This is a genomic window from Micromonospora echinaurantiaca (genome assembly GCF_900090235.1).
Taxonomy (GTDB): Bacteria; Actinomycetota; Actinomycetes; order Mycobacteriales; family Micromonosporaceae; genus Micromonospora; species Micromonospora echinaurantiaca.
In genome coordinates, this window is record NZ_LT607750.1 from 6,903,242 (window position 1) to 6,923,055 (window position 19,814).

At 73.5% G+C, this 19,814-nt stretch carries 17 protein-coding genes; 14 read left to right on the forward strand and 3 right to left on the reverse strand.

Annotated features, from left to right (window positions below; genetic code table 11):
• Positions 1-67: 67 nt before the first annotated feature.
• Both serC and GA0070609_RS31440 read right to left on the reverse strand, forming a co-directional pair.
• Positions 68-1,195 carry a phosphoserine transaminase gene (gene serC, locus GA0070609_RS31435; protein WP_088998081.1) on the reverse strand — a complete coding sequence of 376 codons (1,128 nt, stop codon included), beginning with the start codon at positions 1,193-1,195 and terminating at the stop codon, positions 68-70.
• Between the two features lie 401 nt (positions 1,196-1,596).
• The gene (locus GA0070609_RS31440; RefSeq protein ID WP_088997141.1) at positions 1,597-2,703 is read right to left on the reverse strand and encodes a citrate synthase 2; all 1,107 of its coding nucleotides are present in this window, start codon (positions 2,701-2,703) and stop codon (positions 1,597-1,599) included.
• A 284-nt stretch (positions 2,704-2,987) separates the two neighbouring features.
• Between GA0070609_RS31440 and pdxH the strand changes: the two genes are divergently transcribed.
• The 7 genes from pdxH (at position 2,988) to GA0070609_RS31475 (ending at position 9,181) form a co-directional block, all read left to right on the forward strand.
• A complete protein-coding gene (pdxH, locus tag GA0070609_RS31445; protein ID WP_172899567.1) occupies positions 2,988-3,617 on the forward strand; it encodes a pyridoxamine 5'-phosphate oxidase in 630 nt (209 codons plus the stop codon).
• Positions 3,614-4,918, forward strand: coding sequence for an MFS transporter (locus GA0070609_RS31450; protein ID WP_088997143.1), 1,305 nt, complete (start codon positions 3,614-3,616; stop codon positions 4,916-4,918). The genes pdxH and GA0070609_RS31450 overlap by 4 nt, the downstream gene beginning before the upstream one ends.
• Positions 4,919-4,936: 18 nt before the next feature.
• Entirely contained in the window at positions 4,937-5,866 is a 930-nt protein-coding gene (locus GA0070609_RS31455; protein ID WP_088997144.1) for an aldose 1-epimerase family protein, read from the forward strand.
• A 10-nt stretch (positions 5,867-5,876) separates the two neighbouring features.
• Entirely contained in the window at positions 5,877-6,479 is a 603-nt protein-coding gene (locus GA0070609_RS31460) for a nitroreductase family protein (RefSeq protein ID WP_088997145.1), read from the forward strand.
• Between the two features lie 191 nt (positions 6,480-6,670).
• On the forward strand, positions 6,671-6,976 hold the full coding sequence (locus GA0070609_RS31465) for a type II toxin-antitoxin system VapB family antitoxin (protein WP_076470742.1): 306 nt from the start codon (positions 6,671-6,673) through the stop codon (positions 6,974-6,976).
• Between the two features lie 35 nt (positions 6,977-7,011).
• On the forward strand, positions 7,012-8,181 hold the full coding sequence (locus tag GA0070609_RS31470) for an acyl-CoA dehydrogenase family protein (protein ID WP_088997146.1): 1,170 nt from the start codon (positions 7,012-7,014) through the stop codon (positions 8,179-8,181).
• 235 nt (positions 8,182-8,416) lie between these two features.
• Positions 8,417-9,181, forward strand: a complete 765-nt coding sequence (locus GA0070609_RS31475) for a DUF4230 domain-containing protein (protein WP_088997147.1) — start codon at positions 8,417-8,419, stop codon at positions 9,179-9,181.
• A gap of 111 nt (positions 9,182-9,292) precedes the next feature.
• On the opposite strand, the gene GA0070609_RS31480 is transcribed toward GA0070609_RS31475, so the two are convergent.
• Complete coding sequence (locus GA0070609_RS31480; protein ID WP_088997148.1) at positions 9,293-9,481, reverse strand: PspC domain-containing protein; 189 nt, start codon at positions 9,479-9,481, stop codon at positions 9,293-9,295.
• Between the two features lie 342 nt (positions 9,482-9,823).
• On the opposite strand from GA0070609_RS31480, the gene GA0070609_RS31485 reads away from it, so the two are divergent.
• The 7 genes from GA0070609_RS31485 (at position 9,824) to GA0070609_RS33985 (ending at position 19,683) form a co-directional block, all read left to right on the forward strand.
• Positions 9,824-11,230, forward strand: a complete 1,407-nt coding sequence (locus tag GA0070609_RS31485) for an L-serine ammonia-lyase (RefSeq protein WP_088997149.1) — start codon at positions 9,824-9,826, stop codon at positions 11,228-11,230.
• Between the two features lie 59 nt (positions 11,231-11,289).
• Positions 11,290-12,117: an ABC transporter permease gene (locus GA0070609_RS31490; protein WP_088997150.1), complete on the forward strand. Its 828-nt coding sequence runs from the start codon at positions 11,290-11,292 to the stop codon at positions 12,115-12,117.
• A complete protein-coding gene (locus GA0070609_RS31495; RefSeq protein ID WP_088997151.1) occupies positions 12,118-12,864 on the forward strand; it encodes an ABC transporter ATP-binding protein in 747 nt (248 codons plus the stop codon).
• Between the two features lie 68 nt (positions 12,865-12,932).
• Entirely contained in the window at positions 12,933-14,900 is a 1,968-nt protein-coding gene (locus GA0070609_RS31500) for a DUF5941 domain-containing protein (protein ID WP_408630689.1), read from the forward strand.
• A gap of 15 nt (positions 14,901-14,915) precedes the next feature.
• Positions 14,916-17,126, forward strand: coding sequence for a bifunctional glycosyltransferase/CDP-glycerol:glycerophosphate glycerophosphotransferase (locus GA0070609_RS31505; RefSeq protein ID WP_088997152.1), 2,211 nt, complete (start codon positions 14,916-14,918; stop codon positions 17,124-17,126).
• Positions 17,127-17,217: 91 nt separating this feature from the next.
• Entirely contained in the window at positions 17,218-18,576 is a 1,359-nt protein-coding gene (locus GA0070609_RS31510) for an ABC transporter ATP-binding protein (protein WP_231928470.1), read from the forward strand.
• A gap of 66 nt (positions 18,577-18,642) precedes the next feature.
• Positions 18,643-19,683, forward strand: a complete 1,041-nt coding sequence (locus GA0070609_RS33985) for a hypothetical protein (RefSeq protein ID WP_088997154.1) — start codon at positions 18,643-18,645, stop codon at positions 19,681-19,683.
• Positions 19,684-19,814: the final 131 nt, after the last annotated feature.

A 19,814-nucleotide genomic window follows, 5' to 3' on the forward strand; every position in this document is an offset into this window, starting at 1 on the left:
AGCAGGGGCGATGATCACAGTCGGTGGCCGCCACCGGGGGTGACGACCACCGACTGTGAAGGACGCGCTAGAGCCGCTCGACCACGTAGTCGATGGACGCGGTGAGCGCCTCCACGTCGGCCGGCTCCACGGCCGGGAAGAGCGCCACCCGCAGCTGGTTGCGGCCCAGCTTGCGGTAGGGCTCGGTGTCCACGATGCCGTTGGCGCGCAGCGCCTTGGCGATCGCGGTGGCGTCCACCCCGTCGGCGAAGTCGATGGTGGCGACCACGTTGGACCGCAGCGCCGGGTCGCTGACGTACGGGGTGGCCACCGCGGAACGCTCGGCCCAGCCGTAGACGATGGCGGCGCTCTCCGCGGTGCGCTTGGCCGCCCAGGCCAGCCCGCCCTGCGAGTTCATCCAGTCGGTCTGCTCGGCGGCCAGGAAGATGGTGGCCAGCGCCGGGGTGTTGTACGTCTGCTCCAGCCGCGAGTTGTCGATCGCGGTGACCAGGTCGAGGAACGCCGGGATGTAGCGGCCCGACGACTTGATCTCGGCGGCCCGCTCCAGCGCGGCCGGCGACATCAGCGCCAGCCAGAGGCCGCCGTCCGAGCCGAAGCACTTCTGCGGGGCGAAGTAGTAGACGTCGGTCTCGCCGACGTTGACCTCCAGCCCGCCGGCGCCGGAGGTGGCGTCGACCAGCAGCAGCGAGCCCTCGTCCGCCCCGGGCACCCGGGAGATCGGCACCGCGACACCGGTCGAGGTCTCGTTGTGCGGGGTGGCGTAGACGTCCACGCCGGCCTCGGCGACCAGGGTGGGCGCGCTGCCCGCGTCCGACTTGCGGATGGTCGGCTCACCGAGGAACGGCGCGTCCTTGACCGACTTAGCGAACTTGGCACCGAACTCGCCGAAGCTGGCGAACTGCGCCCGGTCGCGGATCAGGCCGAACGCCGCCACCTCCCAGAACGCGGTGGTGCCGCCGTTGCCGAGCACCACCTCGTAGCCCTCGGGCAGGGAGAAGAACTCGGCGATGCCGCGGCGCAGCCGGGCGACCTGGTCGCGGACCGTCTTCTGCCGGTGGGAGGTGCCCAGGTAGCTGGTCGCCACGTCGGCGAGGGCGGACACCGCCGCTGGACGGACCTTGGACGGCCCGCAGCCGAACCGCCCGTCGGCGGGCTTGATCTCGTCGGGAATCCGGATGGTCGGTGCGTCAGCCACGGTCTTCAAGATCCTTCCGCATGGGCCGGGGCCCGGTGAGCTGGCGGGCACGGACCGGCGGCGGCGTGTAAACACACGGCGGCCGGGATCCGAGCCTGGTCCGGCGGCACTGCCGAGCCCTCATCCTCCCATCCCCGGCGGGTCGCCGGCCGGTCGGTCCCAGCTCAGCGGCTGAGTCCTGCACCACACACCCGCGAGCTCCGGGTGCATATCCGTTGCTGCGCCGACGACCACAGCCGCACCCAGAGCGGCCGGGGCGGGCGCCGGAGCGGGCAGGACGGGCGCCGGAGCGGCGGGGGCGGGTGCCGGCGTGGCGGGAAGGGCGGCCGGGTCCGGCGGGAGACGCGCGAGGGGCCCCGCCCGGCATCGGACGGGGCCCCTGGGCGTACGCGGTCAGCCGGTCAGACGCCGTGCGGGATGGCGTCCCAGCCGTCGACCTCCTGCGGCTTGCGGCTGCCGGGCCCGACGTACCGGGCGGACGGGCGGACCAGCCGCTGGAGCTTCTTCTGCTCCAGGATGTGCGCGCTCCAGCCGCCCATCCGGGCACAGGTGAACATCGAGGTGAACATGTGCGCCGGCACCTCGGCGAAGTCGAGCACCACGGCCGACCAGAACTCGACGTTGGTGGCGAGCACCCGGTCCGGGCGGCGGGCCTGGAGTTCGGCCAGCGCGGCCTTCTCCAGCGCCTCGGCCACCTCGAAGCGCGGCGCGCCCAGCTCCTTGGCGGTGCGGCGGAGCACCCGGGCGCGCGGGTCCTCGGCCCGGTAGACCCGGTGGCCGAAGCCCATCAGCCGCTCGCCGCGGTCGAGCACGCCCCGGACGTAGCCCTCGGCGTCGCCGCTGCGCTCGACCGCCTCCAGCATGCTGAGCACCCGGGACGGTGCGCCGCCGTGCAGCGGGCCGGAGAGCGCGCCGATGCCGGAGGAGATGCAGGCGGCGGCGTCCGCGCCGGTGGAGGCGACGATCCGGGCGGTGAAGGTGGAGGCGTTCAGGCCGTGCTCGGCGGCCGAGATGAAGTACGCGTCGACGGCCTTGACGTGCCGCGGGTCGGGCTCACCCCGCCAGCGCTTCATGAAGCGCTCGACGATGGTGGAGGCCTTGTCGATCTCCTTCTGCGGCACGGCCGGCAGACCCAGGCCGCGGGCGGACTGGGCGACGAAGGAGAGCGCGGTCACCGAGACCCGGGCGAGGTCCTCACGGGCCTGCTCGTCGGAGATGTCCAGCAACTGGTTGAGCCCCCAGTACGGGGCCAGCATCGCCACCGCGGACTGCACGTCGACGCGGATGTCGCCGGAGTGCACCGGCACCGGGAACGGCTCGGCCGGCGGCAGGCCGGGGCCGAACCGCCCGTCCACCAGCAGCGCCCAGACGTTGCCGAAGGAGACCTGGCCGATGAGATCCTCGATGTCCACCCCGCGATAGCGCAGGGCGCCACCCTCACGGTCGGGTTCGGCGATCTCGGTCTCGAAGGCTACGACGCCTTCCAGCCCGGGTTTGAAATCGGCCATGTCGCTCTCCTGGATCTGGTCGTCGCGCCCGGGCGGGCTCTCCTCCGGCCCAGCCGGCCGAGCGCCTCAGGCGACCCCTCAGGGATGTGTTCGTGACATCTTGCCTGCTGGGTAACCGGCTCCGCGACCCGCGGCGGATGTGCCGCACGCGACATCCCCCGCCGCACGAGGCCCGGACGGACGAGGAAGACAATGTGACGTGGGTTGGCCTGCGCCGGGTGGCGCCGGCAGGCGCCACCGGGAGGGGAGAGAACGTGACGGGCGACACAGTGCCCCCGGCCGACATGCGTAACGAGTACGACGGCGACCTGGGCCTTTCCGAGGCCGAGTTGGCCGGCGACTGGCACAGCCAGTTCGACCGCTGGTTCGCCGACGCGGTGGCCGCCGGGCTGCCCGAGCCGAACGCGATGGTGGTCGGCACCGCGGACCCGGCCGGCCGGCCGAGCGCCCGGACGGTGCTGCTCAAGGGGTACGACCCGGACGGTTTCGTCTTCTTCACCAACTACGGCTCCCGCAAGGGCGTCGAACTGACCGGCAACCCGTACGCCAGCCTGGTCTTCCCCTGGTTCGCCATGCACCGGCAGGTGGTGGTCGCCGGCCCGGTGGAGCGGATCGACCGGGCCGAGACCGAGGCGTACTTCGCCAGCCGGCCGCGCGGCTCCCAACTGGGCGCCTGGGCCAGCGAGCAGTCCCGGGTGATCCCGGACCGGGCCGCGCTGGACGCCGGCTACCGGGCGGTGGCGGAGCGCTTCGCCGACGTCGACCCGATCCCGGCCCCGCCGCACTGGGGCGGGCTGCGGGTGCGGCCCGAGTCGGTGGAGTTCTGGCAGGGCCGGGCCAGCCGGCTGCACGACCGGCTGCGGTTCCGGCGCACCGACACCGGCGCCTGGACCGTGGAGCGGCTGGCGCCGTGACCCAGCTCAAGGGCTCCCGGCCGCGCGGGCTGCGCCGCTGGGCGATCGACCTGCGCCCGCTCGCCGTGCCCGCGTACCGGCGGATCTGGCTCGGCAATGGCATAGCGATGTTCGGCATGCAGTTCACCGCCGTCGCGGTGCCGGTGGAGATGTACGAACTGACCCGCGACTCGCTCTGGGTCGGGTTGATCGGCATCGCGGCGTTCGTACCGCTGCTGGTCTTCGGGCTCTGGGGCGGCGCGGTGGCCGACGCGCGGGACCGGCGCAGCGTGCTGCTGGTCACCTCGGTGCTGCTCTGGCTCTCGACGCTCGGCCTGCTGGCGCAGGCCCTGCTGCGGGTCGGCAGCCCGGTGCTGCTGCTCGCGCTGATCGCTGTGCAGTCGATCGCGTTCGCGATCAGCTCGCCCACCCGCAACGCGATCCTGCCCCGGCTGGTGCCGCTGGAGCTGGTGCCGGCGGCCAGCACGCTGAACTTCACCACCTTCACCGCGACCGCCGTGTTCGGCCCGCTGGCCGCCGGTCTGATCTTCGCCACCTGGCAGGACCCGGGGGTGGGGCTGCCGATCGCGTACGGGGTGGACGCCCTGCTCTTCACCGTCTCGCTCTGGGCCACCCTGCGCCTGCCCGCGCTGCCGCCCGAGCCGGACCCGGACGGCGACGGCACTCCGCGCAAGGCCGGGCTGGTCAGCATCGTGGACGGACTGCGCTACCTGTCCACCACCCCGGTGCTGCTGCTCTCGTTCGCCATCGACCTGATCGCGATGGTGCTGGCGATGCCCCGGGCGCTCTTCCCGGAGATCGCCGACGAGCGGTTCGGCGGTGGGGCGGCGGTGGGCTGGCTCTACAGCTCGATCGCGATCGGGGCGATGGTCGGCGGGCTCACCTCCGGCTGGATCGGCCGGTTGCACCGGCAGGGGCTGGCGCTGGTGGTCGCGGTGGTCGGCTGGGGGCTGGCGGTGGCGGCCGCCGGGCTGGCCGGCCAGCTCTGGCTGATGGTCGTGCTGCTCGCGGTGGCCGGCGCGGCCGACCTGGTCAGCGCGGTGCTGCGGCAGTCGATGCTGCTGGTCTACGCGCCGGACCGGATGCGCGGCCGGCTCCAGGGCGTGAACACGGTGGTCATCGCCGGTGGTCCGCGGCTGGGCGACCTGCGGGCCGGCGCGATGGCCGCCGGGTTCGGCGGCGGGGTCGCCTGGATCAGCGGCGGGCTGCTCTCCGCCGCGCTCGCCGTGCTGCTCGCGGTGGCCTTCCCGGCGCTGCTGCGCTACCGCGCGGCGACCGCGTCGAGCGGGGACCGGACCTGAACGGTTAGGGTCCCCCGCATGGACAGCCCCGACCGGCGCCCGCTCTCGGGCGCGCAGTGGACCATCGCCGCCGCCAGCCACGAGGCGGTCGTCGTGGAGGTGGGCGGCGGGGTGCGGGCGTACCGGCACGACGGCGTCGACTACCTCGACGGGTACGCCGAGGACGAGCTCTGCCCGGGCTGCGCCGGCCAGGTGCTGGCGCCCTGGCCGAACCGGATCCGGGACGGGCAGTACGCCTTCGGCGACCGGTCGTTGCAGCTGACGCTGACCGAGCCGGAGCGCGGGGTGGCCATCCACGGGCTGGTCAACTGGGTGCCCTGGCAGCTGCTGGAGCACTCCGCCGACGCGGTGACGCTTGGCTACGACCTGCCGGCGCAGCCCGGCTACCCGTGGCCGCTGCGGCTGCGCAGCCGGTGGAGCGTCGGCCCGGCCGGGCTGCGGGCCGAGCACGAGGTGACCAACACCGGCGGCGAGGCGGCGCCGTTCGGCTTCGCCGTGCACCCGTACCTGCGGCTGCCCGGGGTGGCGGTGGACGATCTGGCGATGCTGCTGCCGGCCCGCAACCGGCTGCTGCTGGATTCCCGGCTGCTGCCGATCGGGGCCACCCCGGTCGCCGGCACCGAGTACGACTGGACCAGCCGCCGCCGGATCGGCGCCGCCCGGCTCGACCTGACCTTCGGTGACGTGGCCCGGGACGACGACGGCGGCTCCGCGGTGAGCCTGGCCGCGCCGGACGGCTCGGCCGGGGTGCGGATCTGGGCCGACCGGGAGTTCGGCTGGTGGCAGGTGTTCACCGGCGACACGCTCACCGGGGAACGGCACCGCCGCTCGGTGGCGATCGAACCGATGACCTGCCCGCCGGACGCGTTCCGCTCCGGCCGGGACATGATCACCCTGGCGCCGGGCGAGACCTGGCGGGGCGCCTGGGGCGTCCGGCCGGGGGCCTGACGGGGGCGGCATGGAGTTCGCCGAGGTGGTCCGCCGACGCCGGATGGTGCGCAACTACGACCCGGACCGCCCCGTCCCGCCCGACGTGGTCGAGCGCCTGCTCGACCACGCGGTTCGCGCGCCGTCCGCCGGGTTCGCCCAGGGTTGGGGCTTCCTGGTGCTGGAGACGCCGGCGGACCGGGACCGGTTCTGGGCGGCGACCACGCCGGCGGGCGGCGGCCGGGAGCGCTGGCTGGCCGGCATGCGCCGGGCGCCGCTGATCGTCGTCCCGCACGCGAACCGCGACGCCTACCTGGACCGGTACGCCGAGCCGGACAAGGGCTGGACGGACCGCTCGCCGGAGCGCTGGCCGGTGCCCTACTGGTACGTCGACGCCGGCTTCGCCGCGCTGCTGATGCTGCTGACGGCGGTGGACGAGGGGCTGGGGGCGTGCTTCTTCGGCATTCCGCCGCAGCGGCTCGACGCCTACCGGGAGGCGTTCGGGGTCCCGCCGGAGTACCGGCCCGTCGGTGCGATCACCATCGGTTACCGGGCACTCGACCATCGGTCACCATCGCTGCGTCGGGGTCGGCGTCCGGTCGATGAAGTGGTCCGACGCGGCCGGTGGAGCTGACCGGTTGGTGCGGATTCGCCGGGTTGAGGAACGGACCAGCGGTAGCGAAACTGACATCAGGGAGCAGAACGCGGTGTGGTGCGGCCGGCTAGGCTGGCACGGTCATCGGTGCCGCGCGGGTCGCGGTGCCACGCCGCGACCCGGCACGGTGCCGCGGGTCGGCCCGGCCACGGGGAGGGGAGCGTGCCGTCGTGATCTTCAGAGCGGTTCGGGACGGGCGTCCCTACCCGGAGCACAACCTGACGCTCAAGCAGTGGGCGGAGATCCCGCCGCGGCCGCTGCGCCTGGACCAGTTGATCACCACCAAGCGCGAGCTGGCGCTGGACAAGCTGCTCGCCGAGGACTCCACCTTCTACGGCGACCTCTTCCCGCACGTGGTGCAGTGGAACGGCGGGCTCTACCTGGAGGACGGGTTGCACCGGGCGCTGCGCGCCGCGCTGCAGCAGCGCAACCAGATCCACGCTCGGGTGCTGGTGCTCTCCGAGCCGGTGGAGTGACCGGTCGCGGCTGAGCCTTCGTTAGGGTGGCTGCCATGAGCCCTACCGCCCCGCTCGACCTGCTCGACCTGGACTCGTCGCTCAGCGAGGAGGAGCGGCAGATCCGCGCGGTCGTGCGCCAGCTGGTGGACGACCGGGTCCGCCCGCACGTCGCCGGCTGGTACGAGGAGGGCCGGGTGCCCGCCCGCGAGCTGGCCCGCGAGTTCGGCAAGCTCGGCCTGCTCGGCATGCACCTGCACGGCTACGGTTGCGCCGGCGCGTCCGCGGTCGCGTACGGGCTGGCCTGCCTGGAGCTGGAGGCCGGCGACTCGGGCCTGCGCTCGCTGGTCTCGGTGCAGGGCTCGCTCGCCATGTACGCGATCTGGCGCTACGGCAGCGAGGAGCAGAAGCAGCGCTGGCTGCCCTCGATGGCCACCGGCGAGGCGATCGGCTGCTTCGGGCTGACCGAGCCCGACCACGGCTCCGACCCGGCGTCGATGACCACCCGGGCCCGGCGCGACGGCGCCGACTGGGTGCTCACCGGCGGCAAGATGTGGATCACCAACGCGCCGATCGCCGACGTGGCGGTGATCTGGGCCCGCACCGAGGACGGCGTGCGGGGGTTCGCCGTACCGATGGACACGCCGGGCGTGACGGCGCGGGAGATCACCCGCAAGATGTCGCTGCGCGCCTCGGTCACCGGGGAGATCTCGCTGGACGACGTCCGGCTGCCGGACGCCGCGCGGCTGCCCGAGGCGGTCGGCCTGAAGGCGCCGCTGAGCTGCCTCACCGAGGCCCGGTTCGGCATCGTCTGGGGCGCGCTCGGGGCGGCCCGGGACTGCCTGGAGACCGCCCTGGCGTACGCCGGCACCCGCACCCAGTTCGGCCGGCCGCTGGCCGGTTTCCAGCTCACCCAGGCCAAGCTCGCCGACATGGCGGTCGAGCTGCACAAGGGCTACCTGCTGGCGCTGCACCTGGGCCGGCTCGCCGACGCCGGCCGGCTGCGCCCGGCGCAGGTGAGCGTGGGCAAGCTGAACAACGTGCGAGAGGCGCTGGCGATCGCCCGGCAGTGCCGCACCATCCTCGGCGCGAACGGCGTCTCCGGCGAGTACCCGATCATGCGGCACGCCAACAACCTGGAGAGCGTGCTCACCTACGAGGGCACCTCGGAGATCCACCAGTTGGTCATCGGGCAGCAGCTCACCGGCGTCTCGGCCTTCGCCTGACCGGCGGCGGCACCCCGGCGCTCCGGCACCCCGGCGCTCCGGCGCTCCGGCGCTCCGGCGCTCCGGCGCCCCGGCATCCCGGCATCCCGGCGCCCCGGCCGGCGACCGGTCGAGCGGTGCCGCGCACCGGTGCTGAGCTGGGCGGACGAGCGGCTCGGCCGCTCGGCGAGCGCGTGTCGTACCGGGGACGTACCGTCATTTCAAGACGACCTGTCTGACGAGGACGGTGAGGGCGATGGCCCGCGACGCTGGCATCAACGAGCCCACCAGGGAGTTCCCGGGATACCCCACGGGCGACGACCTGCGCGACCGGTCGGGCGCCCCGACCGAGCCGGCCGACGGCACACCGCCGTCACCCGGTGGTCCGGCCCGTGGCCTGCTCTGGGTGCTCGGCGCGGCGGCGCTCGCCGTGGTCGTGCTGCTCGGCGTGCAGGCGACCGGCATCCTGCCGGACTTCCGCAACCCGTTCGCCAAGGAGCAGACCGACCGCAGTCAGCCGCCGCTGCTCAAGTCGATCCAGGATCTCAGCCGTTACGTGGCCGCCGAGGGCAACTTCCAGGTCGTCGTCGACCTGCAGAACGACCGGCGCAACGTGCCGGACTGGCTGCTCAACCAGCGGACGCTCTTCGTCGGGGCGGGCAGCGTCGAGGCGTATGTCGACTTCACCAAGATCTCCGAGGGTGCGGTGGTCGAGTCGGCCGACGGCAAGTCGGTGGAGATCAAGCTGCCGGCGCCCCAGCTCGGCAAGACCAACCTCGACCTGGAGAAGAGCTACGTCTTCGCCGAGCAGCGTGGCCTGCTCAACCGGGTCGGTGACCTGGTCGACGGCGACCCCAACCGCCAGCAGCAGGTCTACCAGCTCGCCGAGGAACGGATCACCGCCGCCGCCCGGGACAGCGGCCTGACCCAGCGGGCCGAGGAGAACACCCGCAAGATGCTGGAGGGCCTCCTCCGCTCCCTCGGCTACGAGAAGGTCACCGTCACCTACACCGCCCCCTGACCCCACCACCCCACCCACCCCACGCTCCCGGACCCGGCACGCCCCGCCGCACCACCCGGGTGCCGACGGGTGGGCCAGGGCGGGTGCGGGTCAGTGGCGGGTGGTGGCGAGCTAGCGGTCCTCGTTCGGCATCAGGATCCAAAGCACCAGGTAGACGACCACCTGGGTGCCGGGCAGCAGCAGCGACAGCAGGAACAGCAGCCGGACGAAGTTGGCGGACGTGCCGAACCGCTGGGCCAGGCCGGCGCAGACACCGGCGAACATGCGTCCCTGGCGGGGTCGGACCAGTTTGCGACTCATCGTCGTACTCCCACTCTGCGGCGGATCCGCCGCGTCTGACATCAACGCTAGGAACGGGGGCCGGCCCTGCCCTCGGCCTGCGGGAGGATCGGCCACCCGTTCACCCGTAGGTGGTTACCCGGCCGGGTCCGACCCGACGCGCCACCGGTCCGACGCGCCGCCGGCGTCGTGCCGGATCGTGCGCCGTCGGTGCCGGGCCGGGCGGCGGCTGACCTGGGCAGGTAGGGTGGCAGGTCGGGCGTCCACACCCTGCGATGCCCGACCGCCGCCCGACCGGGGCGGCCACCACCGGGCCGGGCCACCACCCCCGCGCGAGGCGGACGACGGCGAGGAAGAGCAGCCATGATCAGCGTTTTCGACCTGTTCAGCGTGGGCATCGGGCCGTCCAGCTCGCACACCGTGGGGCCGATGCGGGCCGCGCGCACCTTCGTCGCCGGCCTCAAGGCCGACGGGCTGCTCGCCGACACGACGCGGATCCAGGCGGAGCTGTTCGGCTCGCTGGGCGCCACCGGGCACGGCCACGGCAGCGACCGGGCGGTGCTGCTCGGGCTGGCCGGCGAGGCGCCGGAGACGGTCGACACCGACTCCGTCGAGCCGCGGGTCGCCCGGATCAGGGCGGAACGGCGGATCAGCCTGCTCGACGCGCACGAGATCGACTTCGAGCCGGACCGGGACCTCGTGCTGCACCGCCGCCGGTCGCTGCCGTACCACCCGAACGGGATGACCTTCGCCGCCTACGACTCCGCCGGCGAGCCGGTCCGGACGCGGACGTACTACTCGGTCGGCGGTGGGTTCGTGGTGGACGAGGCGGCCGCCGGGGCGGACCGCATCAAGCCCGACACCACCGCCGTGCGGTACCCCTTCTCCACCGGCGGGGAGCTGCTCGCGGTGACCCGCGAGACCGGACTGTCGATCAGCGAGGTGATGCTCGCCAACGAGCTGTCCTGGCGCAGCGAGCGCGAGGTGCGGGCCGGCCTGCTGGAGATCTGGCGGGTGATGCGGGAGTGCGTCACGCGCGGCTGCGAGCGGGACGGCGTACTCCCCGGTGGGTTGAAGGTCCGGCGGCGGGCGGCCGAGCTGTACCGCGGCCTGATGGCGGACGCGGACCCGATCCGGTCGGCGGCCGGCGCGGCGGGCCGGGGAGCGGCGGACCCGCTGCGGGCGATGGACTGGGTGACCCTGTTCGCCCTCGCGGTCAACGAGGAGAACGCGGCCGGCGGCCGGGTGGTGACCGCCCCGACCAACGGCGCGGCCGGGATCATCCCGGCGGTGCTGCACTACTACGACCGGTTCTCCCCGGGCGCCTCCGAGGACGGGGTGGTGCGTTTCCTGCTCGCCGCCGGCGCGATCGGCGTGCTGTTCAAGGAGAACGCCTCCATCTCCGGTGCCGAGGTGGGCTGCCAGGGCGAGGTCGGGTCGGCCTGCTCGATGGCCGCGGCCGGGCTGGCCGAGGCGCTCGGCGGCACCCCGGAGCAGGTGGAGAACGCCGCCGAGATCGGTATGGAGCACAACCTCGGGCTCACCTGCGACCCGGTCGGTGGCCTGGTGCAGATCCCCTGCATCGAGCGGAACGCGGTGGCTAGCATCAAGGCGATCACCGCCGCCCGGCTGGCGCTGCGCGGCGACGGGGTGCACGCCGTCTCGCTGGACAAGGTCATCAAGACCATGCGGGAGACCGGCGCGGACATGAAGGTGAAGTACAAGGAGACGGCGCGCGGCGGCCTGGCCGTCAACGTGATCGAGTGCTGACCGGGCATTCGTTCACCGACTGCTAACCTGTCGTCCGTTCACTGAGGCGGGAGGCGGCGGTGACCTCGGGCGTCGGCGCGTTGTGGTCGCACCGCAATTCGCTGCGCATCCTGGTCAGACGCGACCTCGCCGTGAAGTACCAGCAGTCCGTGCTCGGCTACCTGTGGTCGCTGATCGAGCCGCTCGGCATGGGTGCCATCTACTGGTTCGTCTTCGGCGTGCTCTACTCCCGGGACACCACCCGGCACCTGGGCGAGGCGGCCGACTCGTACCCGCTCTTCCTGATCACCGGCATCTTCGCCTGGATGTGGACCAGCTCCGCGCTGAGCGAGGCGACCAACGCGCTGACCGGCCAGTCGCGGCTGATCACCACGATGAACGTGCCGCGTCAGGTCTTCCCGATCGGCCGGGTCGCCGGCCGGTTCGCCGAGTACGCCGCCGGCCTGCCGATCCTGGTCGCGGTGGCGCTGGTGTACGCGGCGCAGGGCACGGTCACCCTCGGCTGGTCGCTGCTCGCCCTGCCGCTGGCGGTGACCGTGCAGGCGGTGCTGCTGGTCGGGCTGGCGCTGCTGCTGTCGGCGTTCAACGTGCTGATGCGGGACGTCGAGCGGTTCATGCGGCTGATCATCCGGGTGCTCTTCTACGCCACGCCGATCATCTATCCGCTGAGCCTGGTCCGCGACTCCGACCTGCCCGGCTGGCTCAAGCTCGGCTACGAGCTGAACCCGCTGGTCGGCATCTTCCAGCTGCACCACGCGATCTGGTACCCGGCCGAGTTCCCCGACGCCCGGCTGCTCGCCACCACCGTCGGCGGCAGTCTGCTGGTGCTGCTCGCGGGCTGGTGGTCGTTCCGCCGGCTGGAGCCCGCCGTGCTCAAGGAACTGTGAATGGCCGACCCGATCATCGAGGCCGAGGGCCTCGGCATCCGGTTCGTCCGCAACCGCCGCCGGCAGTTGCGGCTGCGGGAGCTGTTCATCCACCGTGGCGCCCGGGGCGCGGCGAGCGGGCAGTTCTGGCCGCTGCGCGAGGTGTCGTTCGCGATCTCCGCCGGCGAGACGGTCGGCGTGATCGGCCGCAACGGCACCGGCAAGAGCACGCTGCTGCGGCTGATCGCCGGCGTGCTGATCCCGGACGAGGGCCGGATCCGGGTCCGCGGTCACGTCGCGCCGTTGCTGGAGCTCTCCGCCGGTTTCTCCAACGACCTGACCGGGCGGGAGAACCTGTACCTGGTGGGCGGGCTGCACGGGCTGTCGTCGAGCTACCTGAAGCGGCACTTCGACGACATCGTCTCGTTCGCCGGGGAGCAGGTGGAGCGGGCCATCGACACCTCGGTGCGGCACTACTCGTCGGGGATGAAGGTCCGGCTCGGCTTCGCGATCATCTCCCACCTGCCGCACCCGATCCTGCTGATGGACGAGGTGACAGCGGTCGGGGACGCGGAGTTCCGGAAGAAGTGCTATGCGACGATCGACCGTCTGCTCGGGGAGGGGCGCACTCTGGTGCTGGTGTCACACAACGAAAAGGACCTGACCCGGTTCTGCCGTCGGGGGCTCTTCCTCGACGGCGGCCGGCTGAGCGTCGACGGGACGATCGCCGAGGCGCTGGACGCGTACCACAGCGCGGTCCCGCGGTGACCCTCGCGATCGTGCTCGCCGCCGGAGCGCCGGCCGCGAGCCTGCCCACCACGACGCCCGGCGCGGGCCTGCCCACCACCACACCGGCGGCGAGCCTGCCCGGCACGACGGGCGGGTCGCTGGCCGACCGGCTGGCCGCGCAGTTGCGCCGGGCCGGGGCGGCCGAGGTGCGGTTCGCCGCCGACCTGGACGAGCTGGCCGCGCTCGCCGACGCCGCCACCGGGCCGGTGCTCGTCACCGGCGCCGACCTGGTCGCACACACCGCCGTGCTGCGGCACCTGGCCACCAGCCCGGTCGGGCCGACCGTGGCGCTGGTGCTCACCGACCCGCCGGACGCCGGGTGGGTCGCGGTGCGCGAGGAGCGCGGCCAGGTGGTCGACGCCGGGCCGGCGGAGCGGTTGGCCGGCGAGGCCACCGGGATCTTCGGCGGCGCGCTGCGGGTCGGCGCCGACGACCTGCCAGTGCTCGCCGCCGCCGCCCGCGCGGTCGCCGCCGGCACCGCGCCGACGGTCGCCGGGCCCGCCGTGGACCGGCTCTTCGCCGGCCTCGCCGGGCTGGGCACGCTGACCTTCGCCCACCGGGTACGCCTGCTCGTCGCGCACCGGGTCACCGACGCCGCCGGGTTGGCCGCCGCGGCGGCGGCGGTGGCCGCCGTCGACGAGGACCGGGCCGAGCTGAAGCTCTCGGTCAAGGAGCGGGACGACTTCTTCACCACCTTCTTCGTCAGCACCTGGTCGCCGTACGTGACCAAGGCGGCGGCCCGGATCGGGCTCGGCCCGACCGCCGTCACGATGATCTCGGTGGCCTTCGCGGCGGCCGCCGCGGTGCTCTTCGGCGTCGGCGGCCGGCCGGCGCTGGTCGCCGGGGCGGTGCTGCTCTACCTCGGCTTCGTCCTCGACTGCGTGGACGGCCAGCTGGCCCGCTACACCCGGCACTTCAGCGCCTGGGGCGGCTGGCTGGACACGATGGCCGACCGGGCCAAGGAGTACCTGGTCTACGCCGGCCTCGGCTACGGCGCGACCCAGGCCGGGTTCCGGTACGGCTGGGCGCTGGCGATCGCCGCGATGACCCTGCAGACCGTGCGGCACATGACCGACACCTGGTACGGCGTGCTGCACGACGAGGCGGCCCGCCGTCCCCGCCCGGCGGCGGGCGCCACCGGGGGCATCGGCGGGAAGCTCGACGCCGCGTCCACCCGGGTGCAGGCGGACACCGGGTCGGTGTCGTACTGGCTGAAGCGGACGGTGGTGTTCCCGATCGGCGAGCGGTGGGCGCTGATCGCGGTGACCGTGGCGCTGTTCGGCCCGCTGGTCAGCCTGATCGCCGTACTGACCTGGGGGGTGCTGGCGTTCGCGTACACCGGCGCGCTGCGTACCCTGCGGGCCCGCTGGATGTGGGTGCCGGTGCTGGACACGGTCGACGCCACCCTGCACCGCGACGACGGCCCGCTGGCCCGCCGGCTGCCGGTGCTGCGCCCGATGGGGCCGCTCACGCTGGCCGTCGTCGCGGCGCTGGGGTCGGCGGCGCTGTTGGTGGCGGCGCTGCTCGCGGTGGACGGCGGCGACCCGGGCTGGCTGCGCTGGGTGCTGCCGGTCGCGCTGCTGGTGCTGCTGGTCGGCGGTCTCGGTGCCGGCGCGGCGCACAACGGGCCGCTGGACTGGCTGGTGCCGGCCGCGCTGCGGGCCGCCGAGTACCTCTTCGCCATCGGGGTGGGGGTGGTCGGCGGGGTGCCGGCCTGGCTGGTCTTCGGCTACGTCTTCGTGCTCACCCTGCACCACTACGACCTCACCGCCCGGCTGGAGAAGCGGCAGGCCGCGCCGCCGCTGCACCCGGCCAGGCTGGGCTGGGAGGGACGGTCGGCGCTGCTGGCCCTGGCGGCGATCGTCGGAATTGCGGGTATCGGGATGGCTACACTCGGTACGTACCTTCTCGTGGTTTTTGTGGGGAGTGTGGTCCTCGCCTGGGTTGTCCTGCCCGCCCGCGCCGCGCGGGCGACGGCGGGCCTGGTCGGTGCGGGAGGGCGCTCGCCGGGCTGACGGAGGGGCGGCCGGATGACTCTGATCAGCTTCGTCGTTCCGGCCTTCCGGGTGCAGGGCTACCTGCGCGAGTGCCTGGACTCCATCCTCGGCCAGCCGGTCACCGACATCGAGGTGATCGGGGTCGACGACTGCTCGCCCGACGACAGCGGCGAGATCCTCGCCGAGTACGCGGCCCGCGACCAGCGGGTACAGGCGATCCGGCTGACCGAGAACGTCGGGCTCGGTCCGGCCCGCAACATCGGGCTGGACCGGGCCGTCGGCGAGTACGTCTGGTTCGTCGACGGTGACGACTGGCTGGCGCCGGACTGCCTGGTCGAGGTGGCCGAGCGGCTGCGCGCCGACCGGCCGGACGTGCTGCTGGTCGACCACGTCCGGACGCACTGGAACGACACCGCCACCCGCAGCGCGATGGCCGAGGTGTTCCCGGAGCCGCCCGGCGCGGGGACGTTCCGGCTGCGGGACCGGCCGGAGACCCTGCACCTGCTGCACACCGCCTGGAACCGGCTGGTCCGCCGGCGGTTCCTGGTCGAGCTGGGGCTGCGCTTCGCGCCCGGCTGGTACGAGGACGTCTCGTTCAGCTACCCGGTGCTGATGGCCGCCGAGCGGATCGCCGTGCTGGACCGGGTCTGCGTCAACTACCGGCAGCGGCGGGCCGGTGCGATCACCCGGACCCGGGGCGACCGGCACTTCGAGGTCTTCGAGCAGTGGCACCGGGTGTTCCGGCTGATGGACTCCTGGGGGCCGGCGGTCGACGAGCTGCGCCCGGCGGTCTTCGAGCGGATGATCTGGCACTACCTGACCGTGCTCGGCAACGGCCAGCGGATCGCCCCGGAGCTGCGTCCCGGCTTCTTCCGTCAGATCACCGCCGACTACGCCCGCTGGGTCCCGCCCGACGGCCGGCCGGCCCCGGCCGGGGTGGAGGGGCTCAAGTACCGGCTGGTGGCGGCCGGGCGGTGGCGGACCTTCAGCGCGTTGCGGACCGCCAGCCAGGCCCGGGACGCGGCCCGGCGGACGGCTCGGGGCACGAAGCGGCGGGTCGCGCCGGCGGCCCGGCATAGCGCCCGGACGGCCCGGGACGCGATGCTGCGCGGGTACTACCGGGCCGAGCTGCAGCGGCCGGTCGAGGAGACGCTGGCCGTGTACGCGGCCTACTGGTACCGCGGCTACGCCTGCAACCCGGCGGCCGTCTACGAGGCGGCCCGGCGGCTGGCGCCGCAGGTGCGCGGGGTGTGGATCGTCCGTCGGGACCGGGTGCACACGCTCCCCGAGGGCGTCGAGTACGTGGTCGCCGGCACCCCCGCGTACCACCGGGTGCTGGCCCGGGCGCGCTGGCTGGTGAACAACGTCAACTTCCCGGACTTCGTCCGGAAGCGACCGGAGCAGGTGCACCTGCAGACCCACCACGGCACGCCGGTCAAGGTGATGGGGCTCGACCAGCAGCGCTACCCGCTCGGCGCGGGCGGGATGGACTTCGCCGGGCTGCTGCGCCGGGTGGACCGCTGGGACTACAGCGTCAGCTCGAACAGCTTCTCCACCCAGATGTGGGAGCGCGCCTACCCGGCCGCGTACACCACCCTGGAGGTCGGCTACCCGCGCAACGACCGGCTGGTCACCGCCACCGCCGAGGAGGTGCGGCGGGTCCGCGCCGACCTCGGTCTCGGCGACGGCGAGCGGGTGGTGCTCTACGCGCCGACGCACCGGGAGCACCTGCCCGGCTACCGGCCGCCGTTCGACCCGGACCGGTTCCTCGACGTGCTCAGCCCGACCGGCCGGCTGCTGATGCGCAGCCACTACTTCCACGACCGGGACCGGCGGGCCCGGCGGCCGGTGTACCGGGACCGGATCCGCGACGTCAGCGCCCACCCCCGGGTGGAGGACCTCTACCTCGCCGCCGACGTGCTGGTCACCGACTATTCGTCGGCGATGTTCGACTACGCCGTGCTGGACCGGCCGATCGTCGTCTACGCCCCGGACTGGGACGCGTACCGGCTGGCCCGCGGCGTCTACTTCGACGTGACCGCGGAGCCGCCGGGGGCGGTCGCGCGCACCTTCGCCGACCTGCTCGACCTGTTCCGCTCCGGCGAGTACGGCTCGGACGCCGCCGGCAAGGCCCGCCAGCAGTTCCGCGCCCGGTTCTGTGCGCTGGAGGACGGCCGCGCCGCCGAGCGGGTGGTCCGCCGGGTGTTCCTCAACGAGCCGCCGGAGAGCCGTCCGGCCTGCTGAACCATCGCTCAGGTCGATCGCCGACGCTCGATACGGCGTAATAGGTCTGTCACTGCCTGAACATGGCACGTTTACCCGATGTGCGGAGCGCATGAGTTTCGTCACAGTCATTCGGGGTTCGGCCGACGAACTGGGGGAGGAGACGGTGACCACCGTCGCGCTCAAGGATGTGACCAAGGTCTTCGCCGACGGCACGCGCGCCGTCGACAGTGTCAACCTCGACGTCAACGACGGCGAGTTCATGGTGCTGCTCGGCCCGTCCGGCTGCGGCAAGTCCACCGTGCTGCGGATGGTCGCCGGGCTGGAGGACCCGAGCTCGGGCGCCATCATGCTCGACGGGGAGCTGGCCAACGACCTGCCGCCCCGGGATCGGAAGATCGCCATGGTCTTCCAGGACTTCGCGCTCTATCCGCACATGACCGTCGGCGACAACATCGCCTTTCCGCTGCGGCTGGCCGGGATCGAGCCGGTGCCGCGCGGCGAGCGGGTCACCGACGTGGCCAGCGCCCTCGGCATCGGCGACGTGCTCGGCCGCAAGCCCAGTCAGCTCTCCGGCGGCCAGCGCCAGCGGGTGGCGATGGGCCGGGCGATCGTCCGCCGGCCCGGCCTGTTCCTGATGGACGAGCCGTTGTCCAACCTGGACAGCGGGCTCCGCGCCGAGCTGCGCGCGGAGATCTCCGGGCTCACCCGCGAGCTGGGCGTCACCACCATCTACGTCACCCACGACCAGGCCGAGGCGCTGACCATGGCCGACCGGGTGGCGATCATGCGCAAGGGCGTGCTGCAGGACGTCGGCACCCCCACCCAGGTGTACGGGCGCCCGGCCACCCTCTACGTGGCCGCGTTCCTCGGCAGCCCGCGGATGAACCTGCTGGAGGCCTCGGTCTACGTCCACCTCGACCGCTACGTCACGCTCACCCTCGGCGAGCAGGCGCTCTACCTGCCCTGGGACGACATCCGCAGCCGGGCGGTGGCGCACTACCACGGGGAGCGGATCGTGGTCGGCATGCGGGCCGAGGCGCTCACCCCGGTCGCCCCGGACAGCCCCGGCGACGTGCTGCACGGCCGGATCCGCTACCTGGAGCACCACGGGCACGAGTCGCTGGCCTTCCTGGACATCGGGGCCACCGCGATCGTGGTCGACGAGATGGGCGCCCGCGGAGACGCCGCCGACGTCGCCGGCCAGCGCGGGCTGCGCCGGTTCGGCCAGGTCATGCAGCGGCTCGCCGGGCGGGCCGGGGAGGAGCAGGCACCGAGCACGAGCGTGGGCACGCGGACCAGCGTGCTCAACGACCCCGGCCGGCACCACCGCCGTCCGGCCGAGTTGGCGGTGCGGCTCGCGCCGTACCCGGCGGTCGCCGCCGGTCACCCGCTGTCGATCGCGGTACGCATGGACGCGCTGCACTTCTTCGATGAGCGCGGCGACCGGATCGACGTGGGGTGGCGGTGATCCGCCCGGTGCCCTACCGTCAGCGCACCACAGTCCACAGAGCATCGAACCGGAAGGGGTGCGCCCGTGTCGGGTGACCGTCCCAGCCCGCTGGTCATCGAGCGCATCCTGCGCGACCGGCAGGGCATCTGGCAGCAGATCGTGGCCGAGCGTGACCTGAACGCGCTGACCGGCCGGATGCTGGTCAGCTCGGCCGTGGCGCTGGCCTGCTACGGCGCGGTGCTGGGTGCGTTCCACAGCGCGCTGATGGCGCTGACCTCGGCGGTGAAGCTGCCGCTGCTCTTCCTGGTCACGCTGGTCATCTGCCTGCCCACGCTCTACCTGTTCAACCTGGTCTTCGGGGCCCGGCTGTCGGTACGGCAGTCGGTGGCCCTGGTGATGGTGGCGATCACGGTGACCTCGATGCTCGCCGTGGCGTTCGCGCCGATCAGCCTGTTCTTCCTGATCACCGCCCCCGACTACGGTTTCTTCAAGCTGCTGAACGTGGCGATCCTGACCCTGTCCGCGGTGGTCGGCCTGCGCTTCCTGACCGGTGGCATGCAGGTGCTCAACGAGCACGGCCTGCTCGCCCCGGCCACCGCCGGTCAGGCGGCGAACGCAGCCACGCCCGCCGCCCAGGCGGTGCCCGCCCAGGCGGCGCCGACGTCGGTCGAGGCGGCGCAGCCGGCCCCGGCGGTCGCCGAACCGGTGCCGGCGGGTGCGGCGGTCAGCGGTACGGCGGTCGCCGCGAACGGCAGCACGCCGGCCGCCGACGGATCCGCACCGGCCACCACCCAGCCGGCCCCGGCGCAGCCCGCCCCGGTCGCGCAGCCGGCGCTGGTCGGGCAGCCGGCGCTCGTCCCGGCGGGGTACCCGGCCGGGATGCTGCCGCCCGGCTACCCCCAGCGGCCCTGGGGCACCCCGCCGGCGCGGCGCGGCGAGCCGGGCCAGCGCCCGGCCAGCATGACCCTGCTCTACATCTGGATCCTGCTCTTCGGCTTCGTCGGCACCCAGCTCGCCTGGACGCTGCGCCCGTTCTTCGGCGACCCGGGCCAGGGCTTCGCGCTGTTCCGCAGCATCGACGGAAACTTCTACGCCGAGATCCTCCGCACCATCGGCAACCTCTGACCCGCCACCACCCCGACGCGCCCCGCCCCCGCTCCCGGGGCGGGGCGCGTCGGAGCTTCGGGTGCATCTGTGGTTGCTCCGACGACCACAGATGCACCCGAAACGCGCCGGCCCTCGCGGGGGACCGCCGG

What these genes read in the sequence shown, in the direction of transcription:
- GA0070609_RS31440 (WP_088997141.1), bottom strand. Translation starts at nt 2,703, where the DNA reads ATGGCCGATTTCAAACCCGGGCTGGAAGGCGTCGTAGCCTTCGAGACC.
- pdxH (WP_172899567.1), top strand. Translation starts at nt 2,988, where the DNA reads ATGCGTAACGAGTACGACGGCGACCTGGGCCTTTCCGAGGCCGAGTTG.
- GA0070609_RS31455 (WP_088997144.1), top strand. Translation starts at nt 4,937, where the DNA reads ATGGACAGCCCCGACCGGCGCCCGCTCTCGGGCGCGCAGTGGACCATC.
- GA0070609_RS31460 (WP_088997145.1), top strand. Translation starts at nt 5,877, where the DNA reads ATGGAGTTCGCCGAGGTGGTCCGCCGACGCCGGATGGTGCGCAACTAC.
- GA0070609_RS31470 (WP_088997146.1), top strand. Translation starts at nt 7,012, where the DNA reads ATGAGCCCTACCGCCCCGCTCGACCTGCTCGACCTGGACTCGTCGCTC.
- GA0070609_RS31475 (WP_088997147.1), top strand. Translation starts at nt 8,417, where the DNA reads ATGGCCCGCGACGCTGGCATCAACGAGCCCACCAGGGAGTTCCCGGGA.
- GA0070609_RS31480 (WP_088997148.1), bottom strand. Translation starts at nt 9,481, where the DNA reads ATGAGTCGCAAACTGGTCCGACCCCGCCAGGGACGCATGTTCGCCGGT.
- GA0070609_RS31485 (WP_088997149.1), top strand. Translation starts at nt 9,824, where the DNA reads ATGATCAGCGTTTTCGACCTGTTCAGCGTGGGCATCGGGCCGTCCAGC.
- GA0070609_RS31495 (WP_088997151.1), top strand. Translation starts at nt 12,118, where the DNA reads ATGGCCGACCCGATCATCGAGGCCGAGGGCCTCGGCATCCGGTTCGTC.
- GA0070609_RS31505 (WP_088997152.1), top strand. Translation starts at nt 14,916, where the DNA reads ATGACTCTGATCAGCTTCGTCGTTCCGGCCTTCCGGGTGCAGGGCTAC.
- GA0070609_RS31510 (WP_231928470.1), top strand. Translation starts at nt 17,218, where the DNA reads ATGAGTTTCGTCACAGTCATTCGGGGTTCGGCCGACGAACTGGGGGAG.